24 protein-coding genes and 1 other RNA gene are annotated in these 25,800 nt (G+C 50.6%); 3 read left to right on the forward strand and 22 right to left on the reverse strand.

Annotated features, from left to right (window positions below; genetic code table 11):
- Positions 1 to 136: 136 nt before the first annotated feature.
- From tsaD to JUF10_RS13150, 22 genes are all read right to left on the reverse strand, one after another.
- Positions 137 to 1,180: a tRNA (adenosine(37)-N6)-threonylcarbamoyltransferase complex transferase subunit TsaD gene (tsaD, locus tag JUF10_RS13045; protein WP_203643031.1), complete on the reverse strand. Its 1,044-nt coding sequence runs from the start codon at positions 1,178 to 1,180 to the stop codon at positions 137 to 139.
- A gap of 68 nt (positions 1,181 to 1,248) precedes the next feature.
- Positions 1,249 to 1,836, reverse strand: a complete 588-nt coding sequence (gene rimI, locus JUF10_RS13050; protein ID WP_203643036.1) for a ribosomal protein S18-alanine N-acetyltransferase — start codon at positions 1,834 to 1,836, stop codon at positions 1,249 to 1,251.
- Positions 1,820 to 2,542, reverse strand: coding sequence for a tRNA (adenosine(37)-N6)-threonylcarbamoyltransferase complex dimerization subunit type 1 TsaB (gene tsaB / locus JUF10_RS13055; RefSeq protein ID WP_203643040.1), 723 nt, complete (start codon positions 2,540 to 2,542; stop codon positions 1,820 to 1,822). The genes rimI and tsaB overlap by 17 nt, the downstream gene beginning before the upstream one ends.
- A 548-nt stretch (positions 2,543 to 3,090) precedes the next feature.
- Positions 3,091 to 3,828, reverse strand: a complete 738-nt coding sequence (locus JUF10_RS13060; protein ID WP_203643041.1) for an acyl-[acyl-carrier-protein] thioesterase — start codon at positions 3,826 to 3,828, stop codon at positions 3,091 to 3,093.
- A gap of 5 nt (positions 3,829 to 3,833) precedes the next feature.
- Positions 3,834 to 4,715 carry a 16S rRNA (cytidine(1402)-2'-O)-methyltransferase gene (rsmI, locus tag JUF10_RS13065; protein ID WP_048732432.1) on the reverse strand — a complete coding sequence of 294 codons (882 nt, stop codon included), beginning with the start codon at positions 4,713 to 4,715 and terminating at the stop codon, positions 3,834 to 3,836.
- A 14-nt stretch (positions 4,716 to 4,729) separates the two neighbouring features.
- Positions 4,730 to 5,068: a DNA replication initiation control protein YabA gene (locus JUF10_RS13070; protein ID WP_203643042.1), complete on the reverse strand. Its 339-nt coding sequence runs from the start codon at positions 5,066 to 5,068 to the stop codon at positions 4,730 to 4,732.
- Between the two features lie 26 nt (positions 5,069 to 5,094).
- Positions 5,095 to 6,111, reverse strand: a complete 1,017-nt coding sequence (holB, locus tag JUF10_RS13075) for a DNA polymerase III subunit delta' (protein ID WP_203643043.1) — start codon at positions 6,109 to 6,111, stop codon at positions 5,095 to 5,097.
- An 8-nt stretch (positions 6,112 to 6,119) separates the two neighbouring features.
- Complete coding sequence (darA, locus tag JUF10_RS13080) at positions 6,120 to 6,449, reverse strand: cyclic di-AMP receptor DarA (RefSeq protein WP_048732435.1); 330 nt, start codon at positions 6,447 to 6,449, stop codon at positions 6,120 to 6,122.
- 26 nt (positions 6,450 to 6,475) lie between these two features.
- Positions 6,476 to 7,117 carry a dTMP kinase gene (tmk, locus tag JUF10_RS13085; RefSeq protein WP_308440217.1) on the reverse strand — a complete coding sequence of 214 codons (642 nt, stop codon included), beginning with the start codon at positions 7,115 to 7,117 and terminating at the stop codon, positions 6,476 to 6,478.
- Positions 7,118 to 7,347: 230 nt separating this feature from the next.
- On the reverse strand, positions 7,348 to 8,208 hold the full coding sequence (locus JUF10_RS13090; protein ID WP_203643047.1) for a GGDEF domain-containing protein: 861 nt from the start codon (positions 8,206 to 8,208) through the stop codon (positions 7,348 to 7,350).
- A complete protein-coding gene (locus JUF10_RS13095; protein WP_236008257.1) occupies positions 8,201 to 10,243 on the reverse strand; it encodes a cellulose biosynthesis cyclic di-GMP-binding regulatory protein BcsB in 2,043 nt (680 codons plus the stop codon). Before JUF10_RS13095 ends, JUF10_RS13090 begins: the two co-directional genes overlap by 8 nt.
- 16 nt (positions 10,244 to 10,259) lie before the next feature.
- A complete protein-coding gene (locus tag JUF10_RS13100) occupies positions 10,260 to 11,513 on the reverse strand; it encodes a glycosyltransferase family 2 protein (RefSeq protein ID WP_203643053.1) in 1,254 nt (417 codons plus the stop codon).
- Positions 11,514 to 11,558: 45 nt separating this feature from the next.
- A complete protein-coding gene (locus tag JUF10_RS13105) occupies positions 11,559 to 13,112 on the reverse strand; it encodes a hypothetical protein (protein ID WP_203643055.1) in 1,554 nt (517 codons plus the stop codon).
- A 3-nt stretch (positions 13,113 to 13,115) separates the two neighbouring features.
- On the reverse strand, positions 13,116 to 14,600 hold the full coding sequence (gene wsfD, locus JUF10_RS13110; protein WP_203643057.1) for a glycan biosynthesis hexose transferase WsfD: 1,485 nt from the start codon (positions 14,598 to 14,600) through the stop codon (positions 13,116 to 13,118).
- A gap of 21 nt (positions 14,601 to 14,621) precedes the next feature.
- Positions 14,622 to 15,758 (reverse strand): glycosyl hydrolase family 8, encoded by a 1,137-nt coding sequence (locus tag JUF10_RS13115; protein ID WP_203643059.1) that lies wholly within the window; start codon positions 15,756 to 15,758, stop codon positions 14,622 to 14,624.
- A 509-nt stretch (positions 15,759 to 16,267) separates the two neighbouring features.
- The gene (locus tag JUF10_RS13120; RefSeq protein ID WP_203643061.1) at positions 16,268 to 16,519 is read right to left on the reverse strand and encodes a YaaL family protein; all 252 of its coding nucleotides are present in this window, start codon (positions 16,517 to 16,519) and stop codon (positions 16,268 to 16,270) included.
- A 13-nt stretch (positions 16,520 to 16,532) separates the two neighbouring features.
- The gene (gene recR, locus JUF10_RS13125; protein ID WP_203643063.1) at positions 16,533 to 17,132 is read right to left on the reverse strand and encodes a recombination mediator RecR; all 600 of its coding nucleotides are present in this window, start codon (positions 17,130 to 17,132) and stop codon (positions 16,533 to 16,535) included.
- A 23-nt stretch (positions 17,133 to 17,155) separates the two neighbouring features.
- Positions 17,156 to 17,473 carry a YbaB/EbfC family nucleoid-associated protein gene (locus JUF10_RS13130; RefSeq protein ID WP_203643065.1) on the reverse strand — a complete coding sequence of 106 codons (318 nt, stop codon included), beginning with the start codon at positions 17,471 to 17,473 and terminating at the stop codon, positions 17,156 to 17,158.
- A gap of 20 nt (positions 17,474 to 17,493) precedes the next feature.
- The gene (gene dnaX, locus JUF10_RS13135) at positions 17,494 to 19,254 is read right to left on the reverse strand and encodes a DNA polymerase III subunit gamma/tau (protein ID WP_203643067.1); all 1,761 of its coding nucleotides are present in this window, start codon (positions 19,252 to 19,254) and stop codon (positions 17,494 to 17,496) included.
- A gap of 625 nt (positions 19,255 to 19,879) precedes the next feature.
- Positions 19,880 to 19,966: signal recognition particle sRNA small type (gene ffs, locus JUF10_RS13140), an RNA gene on the reverse strand.
- 435 nt (positions 19,967 to 20,401) lie between these two features.
- Positions 20,402 to 20,923: a tRNA adenosine(34) deaminase TadA gene (gene tadA / locus JUF10_RS13145; protein ID WP_268911976.1), complete on the reverse strand. Its 522-nt coding sequence runs from the start codon at positions 20,921 to 20,923 to the stop codon at positions 20,402 to 20,404.
- 25 nt (positions 20,924 to 20,948) lie between these two features.
- The gene (locus tag JUF10_RS13150) at positions 20,949 to 21,551 is read right to left on the reverse strand and encodes a class I SAM-dependent methyltransferase (RefSeq protein WP_203643069.1); all 603 of its coding nucleotides are present in this window, start codon (positions 21,549 to 21,551) and stop codon (positions 20,949 to 20,951) included.
- A 197-nt stretch (positions 21,552 to 21,748) separates the two neighbouring features.
- Between JUF10_RS13150 and JUF10_RS13155 the strand changes: the two genes are divergently transcribed.
- The 3 genes from JUF10_RS13155 to nrdF all read left to right on the forward strand — a co-directional run bounded on the left by JUF10_RS13155 (position 21,749) and on the right by nrdF (position 25,788).
- A complete protein-coding gene (locus JUF10_RS13155) occupies positions 21,749 to 21,976 on the forward strand; it encodes a redoxin NrdH (protein ID WP_203643071.1) in 228 nt (75 codons plus the stop codon).
- Positions 21,977 to 22,091: 115 nt separating this feature from the next.
- On the forward strand, positions 22,092 to 24,257 hold the full coding sequence (nrdE, locus tag JUF10_RS13160) for a class 1b ribonucleoside-diphosphate reductase subunit alpha (RefSeq protein ID WP_203643072.1): 2,166 nt from the start codon (positions 22,092 to 22,094) through the stop codon (positions 24,255 to 24,257).
- Between the two features lie 535 nt (positions 24,258 to 24,792).
- Complete coding sequence (nrdF, locus tag JUF10_RS13165; RefSeq protein ID WP_203643073.1) at positions 24,793 to 25,788, forward strand: class 1b ribonucleoside-diphosphate reductase subunit beta; 996 nt, start codon at positions 24,793 to 24,795, stop codon at positions 25,786 to 25,788.
- The last annotated feature ends 12 nt before the right edge of the window (positions 25,789 to 25,800 follow it).

Genomic DNA, 25,800 nt, shown 5'->3' on the forward strand with positions numbered 1-25,800 from the left:
TTCAAAAAAGAGGCCCAATTCGAAAATGAATTGAACCTCTCAAATTCCCCTCATCAACACCCGTTGACAAAGAGCCACTAAAAGCGCCGAAATCATCTCCAATCAGAAGGTGGTCTCAGCGCCTATTTAAATCAGCTTATTTTACCGGATCAGCGACCCAGTCGAATTCCAAACTTGGGTCCGCATTCAATGTCGCATCGGCGAAGACACCGTGACGGTAAGCCACTTCGGCGAATGCCCCAATCATAGCGGCGTTGTCGCCACATAGCTTCAACGGTGCTTTGACCAAGTGAGTCGTCGGGTTACTGGACAGGTCACGTTCCAACCGTTCGCGCAAGCCCAGGTTAGCGGCGACCCCACCGGCCAGGATCAGCTGGTGGACCGGGTAATCGGCCAACGCCTTTTGTGTCTTTTCAGCCAGCACGTCGACGACCGCCTGTTGGAAACTGGCGGCTAAGTCCTGCTTGCTGAGCGTCTCGCCAATTTGGTCGGCATGGTGGGTGGTGTTGATGAAGGCGCTCTTCAACCCACTGAAACTAAAGTCGAAGTTGTCGTCCTTTTCCATCGCCCGCGGGAACTTGAACGTATCGTGACCTTGATGCGCCCATTCATCGACCGTCTTACCGGCTGGGTAGTTGACGCCCATGACCCGGCCGACCTTGTCGTAAGCTTCACCGGCCGCATCGTCACGCGTCTCACCAATAATTTCAAATTGGTTCTCGGCTGGCATGTAGACCAGTTCCGTGTGCCCGCCGGAGACCAGCAAGGCCATCGCTGGAAATTCGATGGGTTCCACGTAACGCGCCGCATAAATGTGCCCCGCCATATGGTTCACGGGAATCAATGGCAAATTGTGGGCAAACGCCACCGTCTTGGCCGCGGTAACCCCAATCAACAGGGCGCCAACCAGACCAGGACCGTACGTGACTGCCACAGCATCAAGGTCATCGTACCCCACTTCGGCTTCCGTTAAGGCATCCTTGATGCATAGCGTGACCTCTTCAATGTGGTGGCGACTGGCAACTTCCGGCACAACGCCGCCAAACCGCTGATGACTCTTGATCTGAGTTGCGACGATGTTCGACAGAATCTTTTTGCCGTCTTCAATGACCGCCACACTCGTCTCGTCACAACTTGATTCAAACGCTAAGATTAAATTTCGCTTTTCCGTTGGACTCACTCCTCTTCCTCACTAATGCGCCAGCTACCCACGAAAAAAACGAGTGGCCTAACGCCAACTCGTCTTTGCTAGTCGGTTTCTTCCGGTTCTTCTTTTAAGTACAAGACCATGTCGGCCGCATCTTCGTGGTCACCAAAATAGTACCCCCGCTTGATGCCGGTCTGTTCAAAATCCAAGTCGCGGTACAGCTTTTGGGCGTTATGATTTGACACACGCACCTCTAAGCTAACGGACTTGTAATTGAGTTGCTTGGCCTTTTTGATCATAATTCCCATCAGAAAACGGCCTAAGCCACGACCCTGAAATTCGGGCAAAACGGCAATATTTGTAATATGGGCATCGCGTGTCCGCTCGTCAAACGTACTGCCGATGAACGCCAGCAGCTTGTCGTTCTTCCGAATAACCAGATAGAGGCGGTCTTTCTCCCGCCGCAATTCGTTGGCAAATGCCGTGGAATCCCACGGTGCCTGACCGGCGTAAACGGCCCGCTCGATTTCAATCATTTCGGGGATATCGGTAAACAGCGCTTTGGCGACAAAGTAAGTGACGTCATGAATCTCCACACGGTGATTCTTAACGTCCATCGTTTCTTCGCGCACCAGTTCCCGCCGGCTGCCGAATACATTTTTATACCAGATTTTAAATTTTTTCAACATAGGATTCGGGTTCCTTTTCTGGATTCTTAGCTCGCCATTCTGCTTCAGCCTGTGTCAAACGAAGATAATTAGGCACGAAACGGTCAACATCGGTCACTGGTGGTAAGTCGCGACCCAACAGGCCAATTGTTGCCACCTGGGGCAGGTTTAACCACGAACTCACGGCTGGTGTCGCTGCAGAAATCGTCGTACTGATCAGGTCGGTAAAGTGGTCAGCGTCGCCCAAGAACCAGACGGGTTCCGCGTACTCCTTGACCTCGGTCAGAAAGTCGGTCACATTCGTGTGTGCATCGTCGATGACGGCAACGGGACGGCCCTTTTGAATGCGGTACAACCCCGCAAAGACGTTTTGGTTGCGGGCATCAAACAGTGGTGCCACTAATGCGCCCTCAACTGGCACGTTGGCGGCCAAGGTCGCCAGACTGGAAACCGCCACTAAGTCGATGTTTAACGTCGCCGCCAATGTCTTGGCCGTGGTGACTGCGATACGGATACCGGTATATGACCCGGGACCAGCAGCTACAACGACGCGATTTAGGTCAGTGGGCTTCAGATCAGCCATTGCCAACAAGCGTTCGATCTCTGGTAATAAATATTCCGCGTGTTTCTGATGAACCGTCACGGTAATTGCCGCGAGCACCGTTGCGTCGTCTAATACGGCGACACTCAGTGGTCGATTCGATGTATCAATTGCTAAAATCTTCATGATTACTTGGGGTCCCCTTTAATTTGTTTCGCCGCCACAGCTTGACCTGCTGCCAACCATTAAATGTGAAAAGCGGCGGCCATGACACTCCACCGCTTTGTTAAGGTCCGGTTACTTTTTCCGTTTACTGACTTTATCAGTTTACTATACTACCACAAAGCGGGGTGAACAACACCTTCCCTGCTTACTTTTCCAAAAAGCTAAAGATTGACTGTTTTCCGGTCGCCTTACCGGTCGCCAGCTATGGGCTGGAACGGTGCGGACACAACTTGAAGCCTCGAAAACCGCGAGTCTTCAAGGTTGGTCTTCTGCTAAGCTGACGACCTCTCGGCTTACACTGTCGATCTATGGCACATGACAGCCCTAACTATTATGACTCAACTGCTTATAATGGACATTACCCTGAAAATTCACGGACATCATTTGCCCTCAACGTCTGCCGCAACCATAATCAGTCTAAGGCGGAAGCCCGTTCTCTGGCTGGAGACGTTCCCCCACAACAGATGGAATCCCTGACAGCCGCAGTGCGACCAGCTACCACAATTTCTTTAGTCCGTCCATTGAACCGTTGCGCGAACGGCAGTTGTCTCACCGAAACTGACCGTGTGCTGCGTCGTTGTGAGCTCCGGTTGCGTCACCGTGCTAGTGACCTGCTGACCGTACTTAACTTCATTTTCAAAACGAATACGGACATCTGTCGCATGATGCTGCCGCAAGAATTCGGCGGGCAAGGTGTCCAGCATCCAGTCAAAGTAGTGCGCGTTATTCACGTGACCATTGTGATCGATATCGAAGTAACGGACCGTGTAGGGCTTCACCCGACTCGTTGCCGTGGCGTCATCCTTATCCGGTCGGGGCAACCGCGGTAACCGTGTCACGGGCTCACTATGATATGGCGCCATGATTTCAGCCGGAATCGTCGCAATCTTGCGCGTTTCGTAGCTCATCGTGACCCAGATGCCTTCACCGTACGCCAACTGTTTGCCAGTCGCATCAAGCAACCAGTATTCACGGTACGCGAAGTAACGGTTGTAGGCCGTCGCCCGCGTTTTGACAGTAACGGTCTCACCCGTTCGGGGCAGTCGGTCAATTTGAACATGATACTGCGTGACGACCCAGCCCACGCCCAAGCTTTGGATCTTTTCGGTCGTGATGCCCAGGTCGGCGTTCTGGTCTTCGGAGACCAAGACAAAGAGGTCAATGAGCTTCGCCAACGTTAACTGGTCGGTGTCATCGGCCTCATAATATACGATACGGTGTTTTTCGGAAAATTCGTTTGCTGCCACCTGGGTCACTCCTCGTCTAAATGATGATAGGTCCGGTAGACCTCTTGTTTCTTCAAGCCACGTAAATTGGCGACCTCTTTGATGGCCGCATTCGGCTTGTCGCCGGCAGCAATCAACCGATCGACTTGTACCTCAACGGGTTCACTCAGGTCAACCGCCGTTGTAGCGGTGGTCGTCGGCGCGGGGTTCCCCCCAACTAAGACAACGAACTCACCCCGAACCGTGTCCGTAGCTGCCCATTCGGCAAGTTCGGCCAAGCTCCCCCGGAGAAATTCCTCGTAGCGCTTTGTTAACTCGCGGCAAAGGACGGCCGGTCGATCATCGCCAAAACCAGCGGCCAAGTTCTGTAAGGTCTTTTTCAACCGGTGCGGTGCTTCATAGAAAATCAACGTTTCCGGCCGTTGGGACAAGCTGTCGATCTCCGAACGCTGGTCCTTTGGCTTGCGGTCCAAGAAACCGTAGAAATAAAACGGTTGGGGGGCTAGCCCGGACGCAATCAACGCGGTCAAACCGGCATTTGCACCGGGTAACGGCACGACTGGAATGTGCGCGTCGATACAAGCATTGACCAGTTCGTGGCCGGGATCCGAAATGGATGGCATCCCCGCGTCACTGACCTGGGCGATCTGCATCCCCGCCTGTAACTTGGCCACCAGTTGGGGAATCCGTTCCTGCGTGTTGTGCTCGTGAAAACTGATTTGTTTAGTTTCAATTTCAAAATGATTTAATAATTTCTGGGTGTTACGCGTATCCTCGGCGGCAATCAAATCCGCATCCTTCAGGGTCTTAACCGCCCGAAAGGTCATATCGTCGAGGTTACCGATGGGCGTGGGCACTAAATAAAGATGGCCAATCGCTTCGGCTTGAAAACTTCGTCGTCGTTCCATGTGGTGCTGACCTCCTACTGATCACGATAAATAACTTCTAAGCAAAAGGCGCACTCTTCGTCTTGTTTACGGCGCGTCCCGTAAAATTCACGGCAGACGTGAAAGCCCTCTTCATAGAGCTTTTCCAAAATCTGTCGCGACTTGGAGAGTCCTTGGGGGGTCTCCGGGTCTTCTGGCAAGGTCTTTTGCAGCTCCCGTACCAGATCACGCAACCGCTGATTTTCAATTTCCAACTCGGCATTGTGCTCAAACACCTGCGTCATTTCAGTCTGTAAGTCACCGAACTGGGCGGACATTTGCTGTAGCTGATCCTCTAAGCTTTTAAATTGCTCGTAAACTTCTTGTTTATCCAATTGCCACCCCTCCCTGCTAAACTAAGCTAGCGCGTGACTTGCGCCAAAATCTGAAGTGTTAATGCCTCTAAAATCGTCTGAAAGTTCATGTTACCGGCCAATTGACCCCGGGTGCCCAGTGTCAAGGTCATCACGTTCACCAACTGGTCGATGCTCAACTGTTGGCCCACCTGCTGACTGGCAGTGGCTACCTGGGGAAAGGCCAGATCATCGCTAGCGACCCGCCCCGTTTGTTGCCGGAGCGCATCATGCCAGACCTGAACGAGCATATCGAGTAGCACGCCTTGGCGGTCACGGTTCAATGCCAATGGCAAGAGCTCCGTTTGAACCCGCACAAAGGCCCTTTCGTCACCCTGCGTACAGGCGCTGAACCATTGGCCAACCTTGGCTTGGGCGTCTTTTAACCAGTCATCCGTCGTCAGCTCCTGGGCCGCGCTGACACTTTCCGTCAGTGTTGCCAGCAGATAGCGTTGACTAGGTGCCACCCCGGCCTTTTCCAAGGCTTGGGCAAAGGCTTGCGGGGCAACTTGTAAGAAATCGACCACTTGTGTCCGCGATAAAATCGTTGGTAGAATCAAGTTCTTATTCGCCGTTAACAGAAGCGCGACCGTGTTACCGACGGGTTCTTCAATAAATTTCAGCAGACTATTCGCTGCCCCCGTCGTCATCCGGTCGACCTGATCAATGATAAAGATTTTCTGATTACCTTCCACGGCACTCTTGGTAAACTCTGATTTTAGGTAACGCACCTGATCGACCTTGATCCGTTGCCCGTCTGGAATGACACTGACCACATCAGGATGGTCACCGGCCAAGATTCGCCGACATTCGGGACACTGACCACAGGGCAAGCCCGCGGCAGTCACATGCTGACAAAATAACCGCATGGCAATGACCGTAGCGAGTTCCTGACGACCGGTCCCATCGGCACCATTAAATAAATACGCGTGCGCCAAATGGTTGGTCTGTACCAAGTGCATGAAATGTGTTGTCAGCTCTGGTTGTAGGCGCTGAATCGTGGCGACTACGGCTTCTTCCGTCATGGTGCCTCCTAAAAGCGGTGGAACTGGTCAACGGGTAAGACGAAGACCGTCGCCCCACCGACCTGAACCTCGACTGGGTACGAAGATGTACTGTCAAGCTGTGCATCCAAATTGACTGGTGGTGTCATAAACTGTTGTCGGGTATGACTGGCAGCCTTGATCATGTCCAAGACCTCATCGACCCGCTCGTCTTCCAGTCCAATCATAAACGTCGTGTTCCCTGACTTCAAAAAACCACCGGTCGTGGACAGTCGCGTTGCGCGAATATCGTTGTCGATAAACTGGTTGCTGAGTCGATTAGCGTCCTTGTCTTGGACGATTGCAATCAATAATTTCATTTAAATTCCTCCCTCAAATGCCGGTTTTAAAAGTAACGCTGTGCCGTTTGCCTAATCAATGTCAACGCTTGGGCCACAACTTGGTCTGGCGCCTGGGTGGCATCGATCAATTTAATCCGGTCTGGATGGGCGGCCTGTAGCCGTAAGTAAGCGGCACGGACCCGGTCATGGAAGGTCTCCTGTTCAACATCGAGACGATCGACCTTGTTGGGATCTCGGTGGGCCTGAATGCGTTTCAGCCCAACTTCGGCCGGTACGTCGAAATAGATCGTCAGGTCAGGCAACAAACCATCGGTCGCGAATTCATTCATGCGGGCAACCTCGGCTTCACCGATCTGCCGGCCGGCCCCTTGATAGGCCACCGAGCTGTCCACATATCGGTCACACAAGACAAGCTTGTCCGCCGTCAAGGCCGGTAGAATCGTCTGTGCCAAATGTTGCCGCCGCGCTGCCGCATATAGCAGGGCTTCGGTCCGATAATCCATATCCGTATTGGCACGATCTAAAATAATCGCCCGAATACTTTCCGAAATCGGGTTACCCCCGGGCTCTCTAGTAATCGTCAACTGGTCACCTAATAAGGGCTGAATCTGCGCCGTAATCGTGTTCAAAGCACTGGTTTTCCCGGCGCCGTCTGGTCCTTCAAAGCTAATAAACGTTCCTGACAAAATACTCGACCCCATTTTTGATTGATAGGTATATTGTACTTGAATTCAGAATTGATGTCTATTTGCAACGCCAGCTTTCAACCAGTTTTCCTGAGGAATTTGACTCATTTCTAACCAGTTTGTACTGACCACCTGCGGCTCAAACTGAGTTTTTCAATAACGGTTACTTAAATCGAGGCCACCGCACTGCCTCACAACGTACGCGCTGAAAGGACTACTAGCTAGCCTACCTATACGTCATACTCCGTTTCCTTAATCCCCGCATTCATCAAGTCATACGGATTCTTCATCTTTTCTGGATCCCAACTAGCAACGCCGACTACCAGCCGAACTTCTAAGTTGGCCAACTCTGTATCCTTCGGCAGCGCTTCCGTAAATTTATCCTTGATGCGTTTGGCAGCAATGTTGGCCCCATCAGCATTAGTGAAGAGCAACACCGCCCACGTTGGGTTATTCCGGTCAATGAGATAGGTAATATCATTGGTCCGCATAGCATCTTTGATGGTTGCCGAGACTAGTTTCAATAGCGCCGTCATCTGCGTGTCACTGACCATACTACGCATCTCTTGGAAGTATCGAATACGGACGATCATGGTCGTAACGGGCAGATCAAAGCGGCGATTCGTTTCGGTAAAGACCGCAGTATCTTCAATATAAGAGACCGTTGTTCGCAGATTTGTGGCCTCGTCAAAGGCGCCCCGTTCAACCAGATCACTACGCAACTTCGCATTCTCCGTTTGCAGTCGCCTTGCATGGACCGTCATGCCATAAAACGTCACCGACAACAGCAACGGCAAAACTAACCAATACGTCAGGCTCCAAATAAAGTCCTGGGGGTTCAACTGCTCCTCATAAATTGCAAAGACAATCTGCGCAAAAATAAACGCCAAATTAACCAGCAATCCGGTAACCATCCCCCAAAAATACGTGAGTAAAATCAGGCAAAAAGTCACACCCAAGAAAAGCACGTTAACCAACAAGAAGTGTGTATGGGTGGCGGCCATGCCGATTCCTAATCCCCCTAGCAAGGCCAGGAACAAAATCAAGTAGATATCCGTCAGCCAACTATCTCGACCTGCATGTCTAATCATGACGCGGCCCCTTTCCTAGAAGATGGTAATGCCGTAAGAGCAACAATACCGCGACTAACACAATCACCACAACACCCAGTGCAATTCCTAAATAAATTAAGAGTTGGGCGTGGCGGTCAATCTGTTGTTGCCGGTTCACCCGAGTATCAATCAATTTATTTTTCTTAAACCGGTAGCCAAGATGCTGGTTGTTTTGATCGACCACAATGGCATCTCCAGCGTACTGTGCAATATTTTTCTGGGTGTTCAACTGGGTCGATGCCAAGTAAGCTTGATTGGGTTGCACCCCCGTCACGACCAGTAATCCCCGTTTGGTATTAAATGGCGACCGTAATAATTGGGCCGTTCCCAAGGTCTGTCCGTAACGCTGCTCGATACTCAACTTCTCATTAGAAATAAACCCAGTCTGGGCCCGATTAAATTTAAAATAGAGCTTTGAGTTCAGTTTGGCTATCAAGGAATTTTGCGTTGGCGTCCCAAAAGCAATCACATTACTTCGCTTCAAGATAGCTTGCTTGGGTTGTTGATCGTAAAAGGTAATGGTGCCCCGATTACTCTCGGCATAGTTGCCAATTAAATTAAAAATATTAGTCAACGTCCGGTAGTCCGCCGCCGTCATCGTCCGTGGCCGCACGACTGCTAGTTGATCATAGGTCGAGTGCCGTAAGAATAGGTTCGGATAATTGCTGAAGAGCAGATCATTTCCGGGTGCCGACTTGACCTTAGCCACCGAAGTCGGTTCGATACTGGCCCACGGAGATTCAGTCGTTGATGAGCTCTGAGTAACTGGCAAATCCAGTCCGATTCTGACCGTAAAGCTATTTCCCAAAGCCATCCCCTTCGGTAAGGTGACGGTGAATTGGTCATTATCTGCGCGTTTGGCCGCCAAATGATGGCTACCGATCGCCGTACCATTGATATAGACCGTCGCTAGGGCCGCCTTAAAATCCAAATTCCGTGCATAACGAAGATGAACCGTAATCGTCGACCCATCGGCATTGTTGCGGTCAACGGGAAGACTCACAAAGTAGCTCTGCTCCTGGTGCCCAGCCCCCGTCAGTTTATCGCTAGTCGTGGTCAACTGGTAGCGGCCACTGTAATTCAGTGACGATGTAAATGTCTTGGTCGCCGTTGTCACATCGGCATCGGGATGCGTCGTCTCCGTCATCAATTCCGAATTAGCAACGAAGCGCGCCGCCTTGGCTAGTAGCTTTCCAGTTAACGCCGTCACCACTAAGTAATGCTTGCCATGCCGATCTACTCGCCGTAACATGCCCCGGTTCTGTAGCGTCGCGCGGTTAAATAATTGTTTAAATTGCGCCGGTAAATGATCATAGGTGGCAACGATCAGTTGGTAGTCCGCTGCTTGACCAGCTTTGTCGTCAAAGGTAGTCACCGGAATCTGTTGGTTGTTCGTCGTAATGACGCGCGCCTCACCAGTCAGTGCATACATGCTGGCCGCAAGCTCGGCATTCGATGCCTGGTTAGGTACCCGAATAACCGCTTGGCGATTAACGATGGTATCCGGTCCGGAAAAATGATCATAGAACGAATCAATATTTCTGGTCGGCTGTTTTAGTCGATACTGACAATTCACTGACGACCGACTATCAATAGTCAGCCAGTTAGCCGGTGTCTGCGCTAGTCGATAGTCCTGCGTCGTCTTTCGACTCTTCGTCGTCAAGATCTGGCCACTCACCTGCAGTTCATTTTCTCCCTGTAACAGTCGTAGCGGAATCTTAATGGACTTGGTCTGCAAGCCCTTTTGCTTCTTCGGCCGAAACGAGTAGAACTTGACCCCGTTTAAAGACACCGTCAGATCCGACAATTGTCGGTTAGACAGCTGTGAAATTTGAAAATTCAAATTCAACGTTGCCCGGTGCATTCGCCAGTAGTCCATTTTTACAAAATACGTGCTGGTCTGGACGGCTTGGCCGGATAAACTGGTCGTGCTGTTTTGAAATGGTTGCGTGTACGTCGACCATGACGCGGCCTGCGCACTGCTCATACCAACCAGGCCGAGCAATCCACCCATTAAGCACAGGACGACCCTACTGATAACGTTTTGTTTTATACCACTTAGCTTGTTGATGAAAGACTTGTTCACGGATATACCCCACCATTCCATAGGCCGCCACAGCGAGCCACATTTGACTGTAGACGACATACATAAAGATTATGATCATCAAATTACTCAGCGTCATTTCTCCCTTTTCGGTCGTAATCGTCACGAAGGTACTGATAACGAAGAGCACGATAGCGAAGAGCCACAGCGTGTTATTGAACCCTCGCAAGCTAGAATGTGCGACCCCAGCGACGGACAGAACAAAGACCGAATCGGACAGCAACAACGATGTCATTAACAAAAAGTAGATCGATAAGAAATACAAGAGGTCAAACCGAATTGGTCGACCGGTCTTGCGAAAGACCAGCGGCAAGTTCTTCAAAATCACGTAAATGTTTCCCTTGACCCACCGCGTCCGTTGATGAAACCAGACATCCAGAGTTTGCGGTTCCTGCTCCCAAGTGACCGCGCGCGGTTGAAAGTTAATGCGATAACCTAAGCGATAGATGCGAAAGCTAATTTCAGTATCTTCGGCTAAAGCCTTGGTATCCCAACCACCGATTTTCTCTAGTAGTGACCGCCGAATCACGTAATTCGTTCCGGGAATCGTGCAAAGCTTGAACAACCGTAAGCGCCCTGCCTGGGCCATCCACTGAAAGGACAGGGTTTCAACGTTAATAAATCGCGTCAACAGGGACGCATTTTTATTCCGCGTCCGAAACTTCCCAATAACTGCACCGTAGCCGTCATCTTGCAAGAGCTCGGCCACTAACAGCCGCAAAGCCGGTCGTTCCGGCGTATTATCAGCGTCATAAACCGAAATAATACTTCCCTTGGCCTGCTTCAATGCAATGTTGAGGGCGTTTGATTTGCCCTTCCCACCGGTCTTCTTATCCGTGTTGATCACTTCTAGATTACGCTCCGGATAAGTATTTTGAATGCCCTGTAAGAGCTCAGCCGAGTTGTCACTGGAATTATCATTGATCACGATGATTTCGTAGCGGTCGTGGGGATAATCAAAATTCAATAGCGACAACACGGTCTTGACGATCACGATACCCTCGTTATGTGCTGGTACCATGATCGTCACAAAGGGAACATCCTTTGGTAGCTGGGGATCTGGTGTCCGCACAATTTTTAAATATTGTAAGTAGCCAGCCATGGTCAAAATAAGATTGACGACCAAGATTCCCCAGATGGCAATAATGGCAACGAACACAAAGTAATCCAACACACTCATGACAAGCCTAACCTCCTTCGTTTAAACGTTGATGACTCACACTCACTATTTTCGCATAAACATTCGCCGGTAAATTCGGCGGCCTAAGAAGAGGAATACTCCTAAGACAATCGTCGTTATCACGAAGAATGTCATCAGAATCCAGCCCTGAACCTTAAAATAACCGCTCAACGCAACAAAATTTTTACGCTCAAAGTGATAATTAGGCACGCCGGTCGCCCGATTCCGCACTTTGACGGGACTTCCATTGAGGTAATACGTCCCCTTCCGGTAGCCAAATGTCGCCGACGCACTGACCAAACGGGTCTTCATCTGCTTGGTAGGTGCATACCAGGTCACCTTTGCCTGACGCAGTTGCCGTAATAGTGCCGACTCCTGCTTAGTGGAAGTCGGTAACTGGACCGTAACTGCCGTGGGTAACGCGGGCCTTACCTGCTGAATCTGCCCGTTGCGCACGGTTTGTAATGAACGCCATGTCATTCCATACCAGGTTGTGCTGGTCGTCCCACCCAAATTATCCTGTTTCGCAAATGTTGTTGTCGTCGGGTTGGGCAGGAGCAAGACATCACTGGCGCGTTGCAACCCATACCGCCGTAAAATCTGATCCTGATTCCAGTAGGCTGGCGCGCTAATTCCCACTGGAATAACCTGTCGCTGTCCCAGTTGATTCAGTTCAGCCACCATCAGCTGTTCAAGTGAGTTACCGCTCTGGGCGTTTACCGCGCCGACCACCGGTGCTTGCAGAAAGATCACGCCCTGGTGCTGTTCAACGAATCGTAAGGTTTTGGTAAACCGCGTAAATGCTTGCATCGACGTGTTGTTGGCCACTGACGTCGTACTCAACGCAAACGGAATGCCAGCCGCAGACAAACGCTGCGCCAACTGCCGCACCCGGTTGAGGTCACTGTAAGGCGTCACCCCCGTAATCGTCAGCAACGGTGCTCGTGACTGCTGATTTCCAAAGAGCCTGGCAATCATCTGCATCGCCACCAACAGACTTAACCCCTTTGGCTCTAAATAGGGCAGATACCCGCGGTTACCGACCACCGTACCGTACGGATGATCTGGCAGGCTGGTTTGTTGCGTTGTAAGTGTGCCGAAATTAGGGACACCCTTAGCCGGCTTAAGTAACGTGACGTTCTCGCTGAACGGCAACAATTGCCAATTGTGTTGGTGTTTCAATAGGAATTGCTGGTGCCGAACAGTCACCCGTTTCGACCGTAGTCGGCTTGCCTCAGTTGCATCAAGCCCCGCTCCAATGTGAAGCTGCTTGCCGGTAAATGCATCGCGATCCCGAATAAATGCGGTATTTTTCAAATGACCCGCCGACCAATTATTCAAGGTCACCACTCCTTGATAACGCCGTGATGTTAGCTGACCGGCCCGATACGCAGTCAACTGTTCCGTTCGCGTTTGCATTCCAGCACTTGCTAGCAGCCGCTGCACGGCAACTAACTTTGTCTGCCCCTGTTGCTTGGGATTCAACGCATCGTACACGATAAGGACCCGCCGAGTTGCAGCTTGGACGGATTGTTCTCCTCCCCATAGGCCACAGATCAGGCTCAAAATAACTAGCAGTCCTTGCCACCATTTTCGCATGACCTACACCTCCGTTTCCGCATCGTCTGCATGCCAGAGTCGATGATTCAGTAGGTCCGCTACAAAGATAAGTAAAACCATGTCGATACTCAATGGCACCATCAGCAGCCGCTGTGCCAGTTCCGTTGTCCCACCGCCGATAATCGCCATGACCGGAACACTGATAAAGATCAAGAGTAGTCCGCACACTAGAAAGAACCGCACAACACTAGCCACTCGTTGTGCCTGTAAGTCGTTATAGACCCCCACGACAAATACCATAAGTAGTGCCACGGCTAAAAGTAGATTGAACGCAAACCGGCGAGGGAAGAAGCTGCCCGCAGCCGCACTAAAACCAGTAAAGATCGTCACCTGTGCGCCCGGACCCTTACCGGCCCCTTGCTGGTAATCCCCCACCGATTTATTCTGCGTGATCATCATGTCACTGGCAGCTAAATTCAGTAGCGTCATGAACTGTCGCGGATGTTGAATATAATAGCGACTGACCCACCCTAAAGTGTAGCGTTGAAGTAACTGACGGTTCACCGAGTGACTGCTTGGCCGTTTGGCAGTGAAGGCCGTTGGATAGTAGTCTTCGCCCTTCATCAGTCCATATTGACGGCTGATGCCACTGTGTGCGATTGCCTGACTGGCATCCGTGTCCTGAGTCAATACGCCATGTGTAAACGACTGGTAACGGTTCACTGCCCGTTGTTCACTAGATAATGAGGTGTAGCTCAGGCCACCCAAGACCAGCACCAACAGGATTCCTGTCAATAGCCACAACCATCGTGGGCCACGAGTCACCACCAAGAAGAACCCCCCGCTAGCAATCAAGCAGCACAGGACTAGTGGACCATTTTGTGGCGTCGCCGTCACAAGCAAGGCCACCCCCACAAAGAACCCGACGACCAATTGCCAGTTAATTTGACGTTGGCGGGCCACAATCAAGGTCGTCGCCACGACGTATAACATGCCAATAACCATTACCGGCGTTGCATAAAACGAATTAAAACTCAAAATGAACGATGCATCGGCAAAGACAAACACGATGACTACCGCCAAAAAATAACTGCGAATTCGCCGAAACGGCTGAGTCATTGCCTTGGTCAGCAAGTAGATGCCCCCAAGATAGGGGATCATATAGGTCAGACCCAAGAAGCGCACGTCAAAAACAGTTTGGCTGTGAACCAGTTTATTCAAGAGAATCGCAAATTGAACAAAGAGTGTTTGCGACGTAAAACTCGTCCCCCGCAATTCATTAAAGTACTGCATGATGCCAAGCTGGGGATTGACGTAAGATGTTGTCTGATACCCGCTCAAGCGATAGAGACCATTATTGGCTAAGATCTGTGGAAGGGTCCCATTATCCGCTAAACCACGTAAGGGCGGTACAAATAGCAGGAAACTAACTACCAAGGCGGCTAAAATAGTTGCCAACGCTGCGGGCGATATATGGCGCGTGAAGGTCTGCCAGGTCATTAAACTTAGCTGTTTAAGTCGTTTCATCTGGCAACTCCTCCTTTGTCGTTAGTACCCGGCTGCATTTAAGGCGGTCAGGTTACTATACGAATAACTCTGCTTGGTTTTCGCATTGCCAATTCCACCAATAATTGGGGATGACTGTGCCGTCACCTGCCCTTGCCAAACTAATTGCATAGCCTGGCGGTAATTGGCTTGATCACCCGCCGTAGCAAAGACCATTGCGGCTAGTGCATAGTTCGCCGTAGACTGGCCGTTATCCGTAACGCTGCCGGCCGTTGAATATCCGTTATATAACTTGTGCCCCTTAACCTGTTGGGCCAGCCAAGTTCGACTCGTTGACCTTAGCTCACCGATTTCCGCCAGATGTAGTAACGTCTCTAAAGCCTCCGATGTGTTCAAATCTTTCGTCGAATACGTTAATTGTTTCCAATTGAAGCTCGCGGCATACAGGGGGAAGACGTTCCCCAGATAGCCACCATGGACCACCTTCAACTGTTCTTTATACGCCTTTCTACCGGCCTGACTCTCCTGCTCATAGTAGTTGAGCGTTTTAAAATCGAAGTAAGCTAAACTACTGGTCTTCGCCGTTTGTTTCGTCTGTGGATCGTAGTAATCATATAAACGACCATTTTTCAAGGCACCGGCTTGGAGTGTTGCAAAATGATTCGCCGCCGTCTGCCGGTAATGTGACGTCTTGGTTAAGGCATCGTAGAGATTGAGCGCCCGAATGATCCGCAAATCATCCAACGTGGCGTTGACGGCAAACCGTTTCTGACTACGCGGATCGTAACGATAACTAAATTGGCCGTGACTCCCAAACGTCTTAACTGTAGCCTGATAAAACGTTCGAAATTTCTGATAATCGTGTTGCGTGGCTAAATACTCGAGCCACATGCCGGCCGATTCGCTCAATAGCTCATGTCCAGTTGCTGCGCTGGTCGTTCGTTGAGACGTGTCCACATAGTTTGTGTAGATTCCCTGCTTCGTCGTTAGCTTGGTCGAGATGAACGCGGCGAGTCGTCGTTGATTTTGACGGTCAGTTGCCGTATGTATGCTTGTTGACCGAACAAACGTCGTTGGTTTCGTCTTGGGCGGCGTTCCCGTAACCGCCTTCGACTGGCAACCACCCAGTAGCAGGCCAATACTCAGGAGTACTATTCCAAATTGCCACTTAAATCGCATGCTTTTCCCTTCCTCACGAATTCGATTCTAATTAGACGCTGCCCTCAAACAAAGCCAACAGCTCAATCGGGGCGTAAGTAATATTTTATAAATTAGCTACTTTTTATAACGGAAGATTTTATGAATAAACAGATTTTTAAGCCGTTATTCAGTCCCCAAAACTATCAAGACCATTTCATTGCTTCTTAGTGTATTTAGAAATAGATAGCTCAACTTTTGCCTGTTGTGTCAGCGCTTTAGCGCATTCTCAAGCTGGAGAAGTTCAAGCTCCGTCAGTGGCTTATCGTGTAATCATTTTATACTAATAATGTATAAAACGGTTTAAAATGATTACGGTTTCATCTTACCATGTTTGTAGGGTGAAATTTAGCAAAATGATGAATTATTCCCTAAATTAGGGGGGCGACAAACACCTTTTGGGCCTAATGCCCTTAGACTTTATTTACCATCGTTACCAAAATAAAAAGCCATCCCCAAAAGGATGACTTCTAAAATTCGCTTCAAATAATCTAATCGCGGAACACCGTTGCCGAGATGTGTTGTCCTTTGACCTGACGGCGCCGTGCTTCGCGGTACAAGAAAAGATACGTTTGCCGTGCCAATGCCGTGTTCGCCGTCATTTCGTTGTCGGCGTCTGCAATGGCTTCTTCGGTTTGTTTGGCGTGGTCCCAACGATCTTTGGCCGCATCAATGCTCAACAAGAGTTGCTCATCATATGCTGCCTTCAACCGAGGAAGTTGCCGTTTCTTTTTCCCAAACATCCGCGATTCCTCCTTACATTTCGGTCCGGCCTTCAACCGCCTTGAATAGCGTCATTTCATCGGCGTATTCAATATCGCTCCCAACGGACAAACCATGGGCCAACCGGGTCACCTTGATACCCGCTGGCTTGATCAGCCGTGACAGGTACATCGCCGTGGCTTCACCCTCTGGCGTGGCGTTGGTAGCAATGATGACTTCTCGAATGGCTGGATTCTTCTGGAGCCGGTTGATCAGACTCGCAATGTTCAGGTCTTCCGGTCCCTTACCTTCGATGGGCGACATGACCCCCTGTAACACGTGATACAGGCCATGATATTCCTTCATCTTTTCCATGACCATAATGTCCTTGGCCTGTTCAACGACCAGCACGTGGGATTGATCCCGCGTCTTGTCCGCACAGATGGAACATGGGTCACTTTCAGTAATATTGCCACAGATCGAACAAAAATGGAGGTCTCGTTTGGCGGAGACCAGCGCTTTAGAAAACGCCGTGACGTCGTCCTCTGCCATATCAATGGTAAAGAACGCCAGCCGGGTTGCCGACTTTTGACCAATGCCCGGCAACTTCATGTAGCTGTCGATCAATTGGGCGATGGGTTCTGGATACTGCATAGGTCACAACGTCCTTTCTAAACTTACATCCCGGGAATGTTCATCCCTTGGGTGTACTTACCTAACGTTTGTTGCGTGGTTGATTCGATTTGGCCCAGGGCATCGTTCACAGCAGCCAAGACCAAATCGGCCAACATGTCGGGATCATCGGGGTCAATGGCTTCTGGCTTGATGGACAAGTCAGTCATCTTCCGGTCACCCGTAAAGGTTGCTTGGACCATGTTATCTGGTGACGTTCCGGTAAAGCTTTGGGCGTTCAGATTGTTTTGGTCCTCTTCCATTTTCTTTTGCATTTGCCGCATTTGTTTCATCATGTTCCCCATATTTCCCATGTTCCGCATTGTAATCATCCTTTCAAATTTTAATCTGCTTTTACGTTAACGATATCCTTGCCGAAGAGTTCTTCGGCCTTAGTAACCACCGGATTTTCCGCCGGCTTCTCTGGTTCGGCTGGTGTATCCGAGTTGGCTTGAAGCTCCGCCTTGTGCGCCGTCAGATAGTTCTTCCGGATTGTTGGCCAGTCTTCTTTAGGCACAAAGACCACCGGTAGAGCCGTCCCAATCATCCGATCCAACCCATTTTCCAAGGCGTCGGTCAACTCATGGTCGGTCGTCGCCCGTTGGTACAGGAAGGAGTAGTCAAAGGCCACGATCACACCGGAATTTGCCGCCGCGACCGGTTGTGAGACCTTCATGACCGCCCGTTGCGTAATCGACAGGCTATTCAGCAGGTCAGGCCAGACCTCCTGCAATTGGTTGAGCTTTTCGCGTGTCGCCGAACCCAGCACCGGATAGATCTTCGCCAAGTTAACTTCCTTGGCCGGTGCCGACTTGGTCATCCGTGGTTTCGCAGGGGCCGCAGCCGCCTTAGCGGTATTAGGTGCCTGTTCCAAATGCTTTACGGCCGACCGCAACTGGTCGATCTCATGTTGCAATTCCGTCACGTCGCTCGATGCTGCCGCCTGCTGGGGCGCCCGCGGTGCCTCAGCATCAGGTGTCGCCGCAGTGGGCATTTCAACTGGTGTCGCCCCATTTTGATGACCGATTTCAGCCAACTTGATGGTCAAAATCTCCAAGTAGACATCGGGATGCGTCGTGAAACGCATCTGCTGTTGAATGGCGTTTAGCTCGTTGATCATGGCGTACATGGTCTGCGCGGGCGTCTTCTTTGCCAAGGCTTGGAAGTCCTCGCTCACACTGCCCATCTCAGCCTCTTCTACCAACTGTGGTGCCTGCTGATAAAGCAAGAGGTCTCTGGCATAGCTGATGACATCTTCGGTAAACCGTTCGGCGTCCTTACCGGCTTCTAGAACCGATTGGAGGGTCGCCAGTGCTGCCTTAGTGTCACCGCTCAGGACCTGTTGAACATAGGTCGCCAGCAGTTCGTGAGTAACACTCCCGGTGACCAGCAAGGCATTATCCAACGTAATTTCATTATCACCAAAGGACAGGGCCTGATCCAAGATACTCAAGGCATCCCGCATACCACCCTCGGCCGCCTTAGCAATGACCTTGATGGCCTGTTCGTCGTAAGTGACTTTCTTCTGATCCAGAATATAGATCATCCGCTGGTAGCTATCATTGGCCGCGATTCGTTTAAAATCAAACCGCTGCGTCCGTGAAATAATCGTGGCCGGAATCTTGTGGGGTTCCGTGGTGGCCAGGATAAAGATCACGTTAGCCGGTGGCTCCTCAAGGGTCTTCAGTAAGGCGTTGAACGCCCCCGTCGACAGCATGTGGACTTCATCGATGATGTAGACCTTGTAATCGGCCACGGTCGGCGCATACTTCACCTTGTCCCGGATATCCCGAATTTCTTCGACCCCGTTGTTGGAGGCCGCATCAATTTCGATGACGTCATTTAACGTGCCATCCGTGATGGCCTTACAGGTCTCACATTCGTTGCAGGGCTCGCCGTCTTGCTGGTGATGACAGTTGATGGCCTTCGCAAAAATCTTGGCCGCCGACGTCTTCCCGGTTCCCCGGGGGCCGGCAAACAAGTACGCATGACTGATTTGATTGGTCGTAATGGCGTTCTTTAACGTCCGGGTAATGACTTCTTGCCCGATCATATCGTCAAAACGCTGGGGCCGCCAGACCCGGTAGAGTGCTTGATAAGCCATGCAATCTGTTCCTTTCTCCAATGGTTAAAATTAGTGTCGCTGGCCGCACTACGGCTGCCAGGGATTCCGCCTGCTGTGGGGACGCTTCAGCCTGAGAACCGGGCTTCTCGCTCGATTTGAAGCTGTGAAGAACACACGTCTTCAAATCGCCCATGGCCTAGGCTAGCAGAGGACGCCAGCCAACGCCATTTTCACGGCTGGCTACATCCCTGGCCTCCTTCGGCTACGATAACATCTTTCCATGGATACCTGTCAAAAGCCATAAATACTTCCACTTTCTGAAGCAAACGAGTTGTTATCTCCCGGTTCAGCGGCAGACATTGCCTTAAAACAGCACTAACTTGTTTAAGACATAACTACTAAACACCATAAACACAAGTCACATTGTACCAATGCTTTTTCCTAAAATTTACAAGAAAGTTTCCAGAATCTAATGGAGCTTTACTTCAAATTCGCTGAGTATAATTATAGCCTTTTTGCCCGGTAGCTGTCACGGATTGACGGCAAGTATTTAAGGGAAATTAAGGTGCTCAACTTAACGGCTGACCTTATTCTTAAGGAGTCAAAAACTTTTTATAGATATGAAAAAACTCCCAGTCAATGACTAGGAGTTATTAATTAGCTCATAAACTTGAAGCACAAAGCGAAACGAACTTAGTGCTGCTTCCTTCCGGACCTGACACGATTCGTAGGCCCGCCCTTGCTTCAAGGCCTTAACGGCAAGTACTAGTGTATCATGATTCCCCAACTCTGTCTACTCAATTGTCAGTTAGCGTTAGTGACAGACTGACGTATTTGTCCGCACTGCGGTTGCCAGGGATTCCGCCTACTATGGGGTCGCTTCCACCCTGAGGCCCGGGTTCCAGCTCGACTTTAAGCCACGAAGACCACGTGTCTCAAAGGTCGCCCCATGGTGTAAGCTGCCTGAGAAACGTCAGCTAACACCATCGACACAGCTGGCTACATCCCTGACCCCCTCCGGCTAAGTTAGTGTTCACCCACAACGGATATCCAATCACAGAGTCAGGTAAACCTGTCATATCGGTCGACCGTTACCTTATTCTAGCTATCATTCTGACAGTTAATGTAGCTTAGCCTTGCCCCCACACTGGACAGAGATAGGTCAGTCTCACCCGACTCAAATCAACTACTCACCAGCCCGCTGTGCCGCCTTGCGGGCTTTCTTGGCAGCCTTTTGCCGCTTGCGGGCCGCCTTGAAGAAACTGACCATGCGCTCGCCGGCATCTTTGGCCATTAGACCCTCGTGGACGTTGACCACGTGATTTAATCGGTCGTCCGTGAGCGTTTGGTACAGACTGTCCACTGCGCCTGCCTTCGGGTCCCGGGCACCGTAAAAGACCTCGGGAATCCGTGCGTTGACGATGGCCCCGCTACACATGAGGCATGGTTCAATCGTCACGTAGAGTTGGCAGTCATTCAACCGCCAACTCTTTAGGGTCGCACAAGCCTCTTCAATTGCCCGAACTTCCGCATGAAGGGTCGCGTCGTTGCCATGTTCACGGAGGTTGTGCCCCCGACCAACAATTTGGCCGTCACGAACGATGACCGCGCCAATGGGGACCTCACCAATGATGGCCGCCTGGTCAGCTTCGAATAAAGCTTCTTCCATATAATGACGTTGTTGCGTCGTGTACGTTCGTTCGCGCACATCGGCCCCCTCCTTTCACCGCTAGTTAGTTCAGTGTGCTTTCCAAAATATAGTAGCCTTTATCTTTTTTCAAGATTTGGCAGTTACCAAAAGTTTCGGTCATATGCTTCTTGGCCGATGGTGCCCCCTGCTTTTTCTGCAAGACCACCGTCAGCGTGCCGCCTGGCAATAAGTGTTGGGCCGCCTCTTCCAGCATCGTCGTGACAACCTGTTTTCCGGCCCGCACTGGCGGGTTGGTAATGATGGCCGCGTAACGCTGTGTGACGTTCGCATAAATGTCTGACGACTTGATCTCAACGTTTTCGATCTGGTTAGCCACCGCATTTTGCCGTGCTAAAGCCAACGCTAATTCGTTTACATCGACCATGGTGACCTGTCGTTCTGGCCACTTTTTCGCTAGTGCCAAGCCGATTGGGCCATAGCCCGTCCCGAGATCCAACCAAGGACCTGCCGGGGTCTTATCCGCGTTGAATGCGTCCAACAACACCCGTGACCCGTAGTCCACCCGGTTCTTCGAGAAGACCCCGTTGTCGGTGGTAAACAACAATTCGTTACCTAAGAGGGTAAATGGCCAGTGTTGTTCTTCGTGTAAAACGTCTGGATTTTGTGTATAATAGTGATTAGTCAAATTCTCCGCCACCTTTACCTCTTATTTTACCGTAGATAGGGCACCGTGGCTAATAAAAAAAGATTATCGTGCTAGACACTATATTTAGTAGTTATTGTATGTTTCAACTACAAAATATGGTGTCTTTTTTGATTGAAATTTTCTATATCTGGTGTACACTAAGTTCATTGATATTGAAATTAGAGGATGTGGCAACAATGAAAGTAACGGTCTACTCAAAAAACAACTGTATGCAATGCAAGATGACGAAGCGTTTTCTCAGCGAACACAACGTGGACTTTGAAGAACGCAACATCAATCAGAACCCAGAATATGTGTCATATCTCAAGGAACAAGGCTTTCAAGCCGTTCCCGTAGTTGAAGCACCCGGTCTTCCCGCATTTTATGGGTTCCGACCCGACCAATTAACTAAGATTGCGGGCTAACTAGCCTGGCACAAACCCGTCTTGGCGACGTCGTGTTTGTTCACGGTGTCGCCATTTTTATTTGATTTAACGTGTTTACACACTTTGACCCATCAGAGAGGAAGAGACGACCAGTATGAGCTTAAAAGACTTAAAAGATGTGACGTACTACGACTTGAACAACGAGATCAACATCCCGGTAAACGGGCAGATTCCGTTAAATAAGGACCAAGAAGCCCTCCAAGCCTTCCTAAAGGAAAACGTCGTCCCTAATACGAAGAAATTTGATTCACTCCGCGACCGATTCGACTATTTGATTGCCAATAACTACGTGGAAAAAAAGGTAATCGACGCCTATCCACTGAGTTTCATCGAAGACCTCTACGCCTACCTAAAGGCTCAGAACTTCCATTTCAAGTCCTTCATGGCTGCCTACAAGTTTTACGCCCAATACGCGCTTAAAACCGATGACAACGACTACTACTTAGAAAACTTCATCGACCGCGTCGCCATGAACGCCTTAGACTTCGCCGATGGGGACCAACAATTGGCCCACGACTTAGCCGATGAGATCATCCATCAGCGCTACCAACCCGCAACGCCAAGCTTTCTGAACGCTGGTCGGTCACGCCGGGGCGAATTAGTCTCCTGCTTTTTGATTCAGTCGACCGACGACATGAACACGATTGGCCGGACCATCAACTCCGCCCTGCAATTGTCCCGAATCGGTGGTGGGGTCGGGATCAGCCTCTCTAACCTCCGCGGCGCCGGGGATCCCATCAAGCATATCGAAGGTGCTGCTTCTGGGGTGGTTCCCGTGATGAAATTACTGGAAGACAGTTTCTCCTACTCTAACCAACTTGGCCAGCGTCAAGGAGCCGGAGTCGTTTATTTGAGCGTGTTCCATCCCGACATCGTGGCCTTTTTGGGTGCTAAGAAGGAAAACGCCGACGAAAAGATTCGTTTGAAGACGTTATCCCTCGGCGTCACGGTTCCCGACAAATTCTATGAACTCTGTGAAGCCGACGCCGACATGTACTTATTTAGCCCCTACGATGTCGAACGTATCTACGGCAAGCCCTTCTCCTACGTGGACATCACCGCGGAATACGACAACATGGTCGCTAACCCCGACATCCGCAAGAAGAAACTCAAGGCGCGGGATCTGGAGACCGACATCGGTAAGCTGCAACAGGAATCGGGCTACCCTTACATCGTCAACATCGACACGGCCAACCGTGAAAGTCCCATCGACGGTCGTATCGTAATGAGCAATCTGTGTTCCGAAATCATGCAGGTCCAAACGCCATCGACCGTCAACAACAAGCAAGAATACATTCAAAAGGGAACCGACATCTCTTGTAACCTCGGTTCCACTAACATCGTCAACCTCATGACGTCCCCCGACTTCGGTCACTCCGTGGAAACCATGGTTCGGGCCTTGACGTTTGTCACCGACCACTCCGACATCGACGTGGTCCCTTCCATTCAAAAGGGAAACCAACTCGCCCACACGATTGGCTTAGGCGCCATGGGCCTACACAGCTACTTTGCCAAGAACCAAATGATGTATGGCTCCAAGGATAGCATCGCCTTCACCAGCGTTTACTTTATGCTACTTAACTACTGGACGCTGAAGGCTTCAAATCAGATTGCCAAGGAACGCCACGAAACGTTCCACAACTTTGAAAAGAGTACGTACGCTTCTGGGACCTACTTCGATCGTTACACCGAAAAGGACTGGCGACCAACGTCTGAAAAAGTTCAAGGTCTCTTCGCCAACGTTTGGCTACCTTCACCAGAAGACTGGGCTGCTTTAAAGGCCGAAGTGATGGCTGATGGACTGTATCATCAAAACCGGATGGCCGTTGCGCCAAACGGCTCCATTTCCTACATCAACGACACCACGGCTAGCCTGCACCCGATCATCAACCGAATCGAGGAACGTCAGGAAAAGACGATTGGGAAGATTTACTACCCAGCCCCTTACCTGAGCAATGAGACCATGCCCTACTACAAGTCCGCTTACGACACCGACATGCGCCGTGTGATCGATGTTTACGCCGCCGCGCAAAAACACGTGGACCAAGGGATGAGCCTGACGCTGTTCATGCGTTCCACAATTCCAGCTGGCCTGTACGAGTGGAAGAATGACCGGACCGACAAGATGACCACGCGGGACCTCAGCATTCTGCGAAACTACGCGCACAACAAGGGCATCAAGTCGCTCTACTACGTCCGCACCTTCACCGACGACAATAACGAAGTCGGTGCCAACCAATGTGAAAGCTGCGTTATCTAGCGTTTGGCAACCTAGTGTGACCTGCGCCTTACCGGCCGGCAGATATGGGCTGGAACGGTGCGGGCACCTCGAAAAAACCCGAGTCTTAAAGCTTGGCCTTCTGCTAGGCCGGCCAAAAACGCCGACCAAGCAGAACGACGCGCCTGAGCCCATATCTGCCGACCTCTCGGCTGACGTTGGTGTTTCTAAGACAATATGGATAACGACTGCTAGAGTTGTTAGCAACTAAGCTCCAACCTTGAATGATTACGAATTGACAATTTACAAGACTTATCATGGCAAACATCAATCAGAGCCGGAGGCAGCCAGGGATGTAGCCCGCCGTGTCGACAATGTAAGTCGGGGGGACTCTTCCCGGCTTACATTGTCGGACGACTTTGGAGACACGTGGCTTTCGTGGCTTCAAAGCGAGCCGGAAGCCCGCTTCTCAGGCTGGAGGCGTTCCCCATGGCGGGCGGAATCCCTGGCAGCCGCAGTGCAATCAAGTTAACACAATATCAAAGCAACACTCATGAACAATCAAAGGAGTGGTAGCATGGCAAGAATAGAAAATTATCAAGCAATCAACTGGAACCAGGTCTCCGACGAAATCGACAAGGCCACCTGGGAAAAATTAACCGAACAATTTTGGTTGGACACCCGGATTCCCGTGTCCAATGACCTCGACGACTGGCGGACACTGGACACGGACCATAAATGGGTCGTGGGTCATGTCTTTGGTGGGCTGACCTTACTGGACACCCTCCAATCACAAGACGGCATGGCGGCACTACGACGCGATGTGCGGACACCTCACGAAACGGCCGTTCTGAACAACATTCAATTCATGGAATCCGTTCATGCGAAGAGTTACTCCACTATTTTCTCCACGTTGAACACGCCAGATGAAATCGACGAAATTTTCAAATGGAGTGACTCCGAGGAGTTTCTACAGAATAAGACAAAGCGCATTTATGACCTCTATCACGATGACGAGCATCCCCTGAAGAAGAAAATCTCCAGTGTCTTCTTGGAAACGTTCCTGTTCTATTCTGGTTTCTTCACCCCGCTCTACTATCTGGGCCACAACAAGCTCAACAACGTGGCGGAGATCATCAAACTAATTTTGCGGGATGAATCCGTGCATGGAACCTACATTGGCTACAAGTTCCAGTTGGGGATGAAGGAATTGACTGACAACGAACAGCAAGCCATGAAGGACTGGATGTACGATTTCCTCTACAAGCTTTACGATAATGAGGAAAAGTACACGCACACGCTGTACGATCAAGTTGGTTGGTCAGAACAAGTTCTGACGTTCATTCGCTACAACGCCAACAAGGCTCTGATGAACTTGGGCCAAGACCCCCTGTTTCCAGATACGGCCGATGACGTGAGTCCCGTGGTCATGAACGGAATCTCCACCTCAACTGCCAATCACGACTTCTTCTCTCAGGTGGGTAACGGCTACTTGTTAGGGAACGTTGAGGCCATGAGCAACGACGATTACAACATCGGCGCGCCCACTGATCCGGAAGATCCTAGTAAATAAGGCAACAAATAA

It is taken from the genome of Levilactobacillus andaensis, assembly GCF_016861695.1.
Taxonomy (GTDB): Bacteria; Bacillota; Bacilli; order Lactobacillales; family Lactobacillaceae; genus Levilactobacillus; species Levilactobacillus andaensis.

Excerpts from the sequence above, each read along its gene's own strand:
- nrdE (WP_203643072.1), top strand. The coding sequence starts at position 22,092 with ATGAGCTTAAAAGACTTAAAAGATGTGACGTACTACGACTTGAACAAC.
- JUF10_RS13115 (WP_203643059.1), bottom strand. The coding sequence starts at position 15,758 with ATGCGATTTAAGTGGCAATTTGGAATAGTACTCCTGAGTATTGGCCTG.
- recR (WP_203643063.1), bottom strand. The coding sequence starts at position 17,132 with ATGCAGTATCCAGAACCCATCGCCCAATTGATCGACAGCTACATGAAG.
- JUF10_RS13100 (WP_203643053.1), bottom strand. The coding sequence starts at position 11,513 with ATGAGTGTGTTGGATTACTTTGTGTTCGTTGCCATTATTGCCATCTGG.
- holB (WP_203643043.1), bottom strand. The coding sequence starts at position 6,111 with ATGACGGAAGAAGCCGTAGTCGCCACGATTCAGCGCCTACAACCAGAG.
- JUF10_RS13120 (WP_203643061.1), bottom strand. The coding sequence starts at position 16,519 with ATGTTTGGGAAAAAGAAACGGCAACTTCCTCGGTTGAAGGCAGCATAT.
- rimI (WP_203643036.1), bottom strand. The coding sequence starts at position 1,836 with ATGTTGAAAAAATTTAAAATCTGGTATAAAAATGTATTCGGCAGCCGG.
- dnaX (WP_203643067.1), bottom strand. The coding sequence starts at position 19,254 with ATGGCTTATCAAGCACTCTACCGGGTCTGGCGGCCCCAGCGTTTTGAC.
- wsfD (WP_203643057.1), bottom strand. The coding sequence starts at position 14,600 with ATGAAACGACTTAAACAGCTAAGTTTAATGACCTGGCAGACCTTCACG.
- JUF10_RS13105 (WP_203643055.1), bottom strand. The coding sequence starts at position 13,112 with ATGCGAAAATGGTGGCAAGGACTGCTAGTTATTTTGAGCCTGATCTGT.
- JUF10_RS13130 (WP_203643065.1), bottom strand. The coding sequence starts at position 17,473 with ATGCGGAACATGGGAAATATGGGGAACATGATGAAACAAATGCGGCAA.
- JUF10_RS13095 (WP_236008257.1), bottom strand. The coding sequence starts at position 10,243 with ATGGGTGGATTGCTCGGCCTGGTTGGTATGAGCAGTGCGCAGGCCGCG.
- tsaB (WP_203643040.1), bottom strand. The coding sequence starts at position 2,542 with ATGAAGATTTTAGCAATTGATACATCGAATCGACCACTGAGTGTCGCC.
- rsmI (WP_048732432.1), bottom strand. The coding sequence starts at position 4,715 with ATGGAACGACGACGAAGTTTTCAAGCCGAAGCGATTGGCCATCTTTAT.
- nrdF (WP_203643073.1), top strand. The coding sequence starts at position 24,793 with ATGGCAAGAATAGAAAATTATCAAGCAATCAACTGGAACCAGGTCTCC.
- JUF10_RS13155 (WP_203643071.1), top strand. The coding sequence starts at position 21,749 with ATGAAAGTAACGGTCTACTCAAAAAACAACTGTATGCAATGCAAGATG.
- JUF10_RS13090 (WP_203643047.1), bottom strand. The coding sequence starts at position 8,208 with ATGATTAGACATGCAGGTCGAGATAGTTGGCTGACGGATATCTACTTG.
- darA (WP_048732435.1), bottom strand. The coding sequence starts at position 6,449 with ATGAAATTATTGATTGCAATCGTCCAAGACAAGGACGCTAATCGACTC.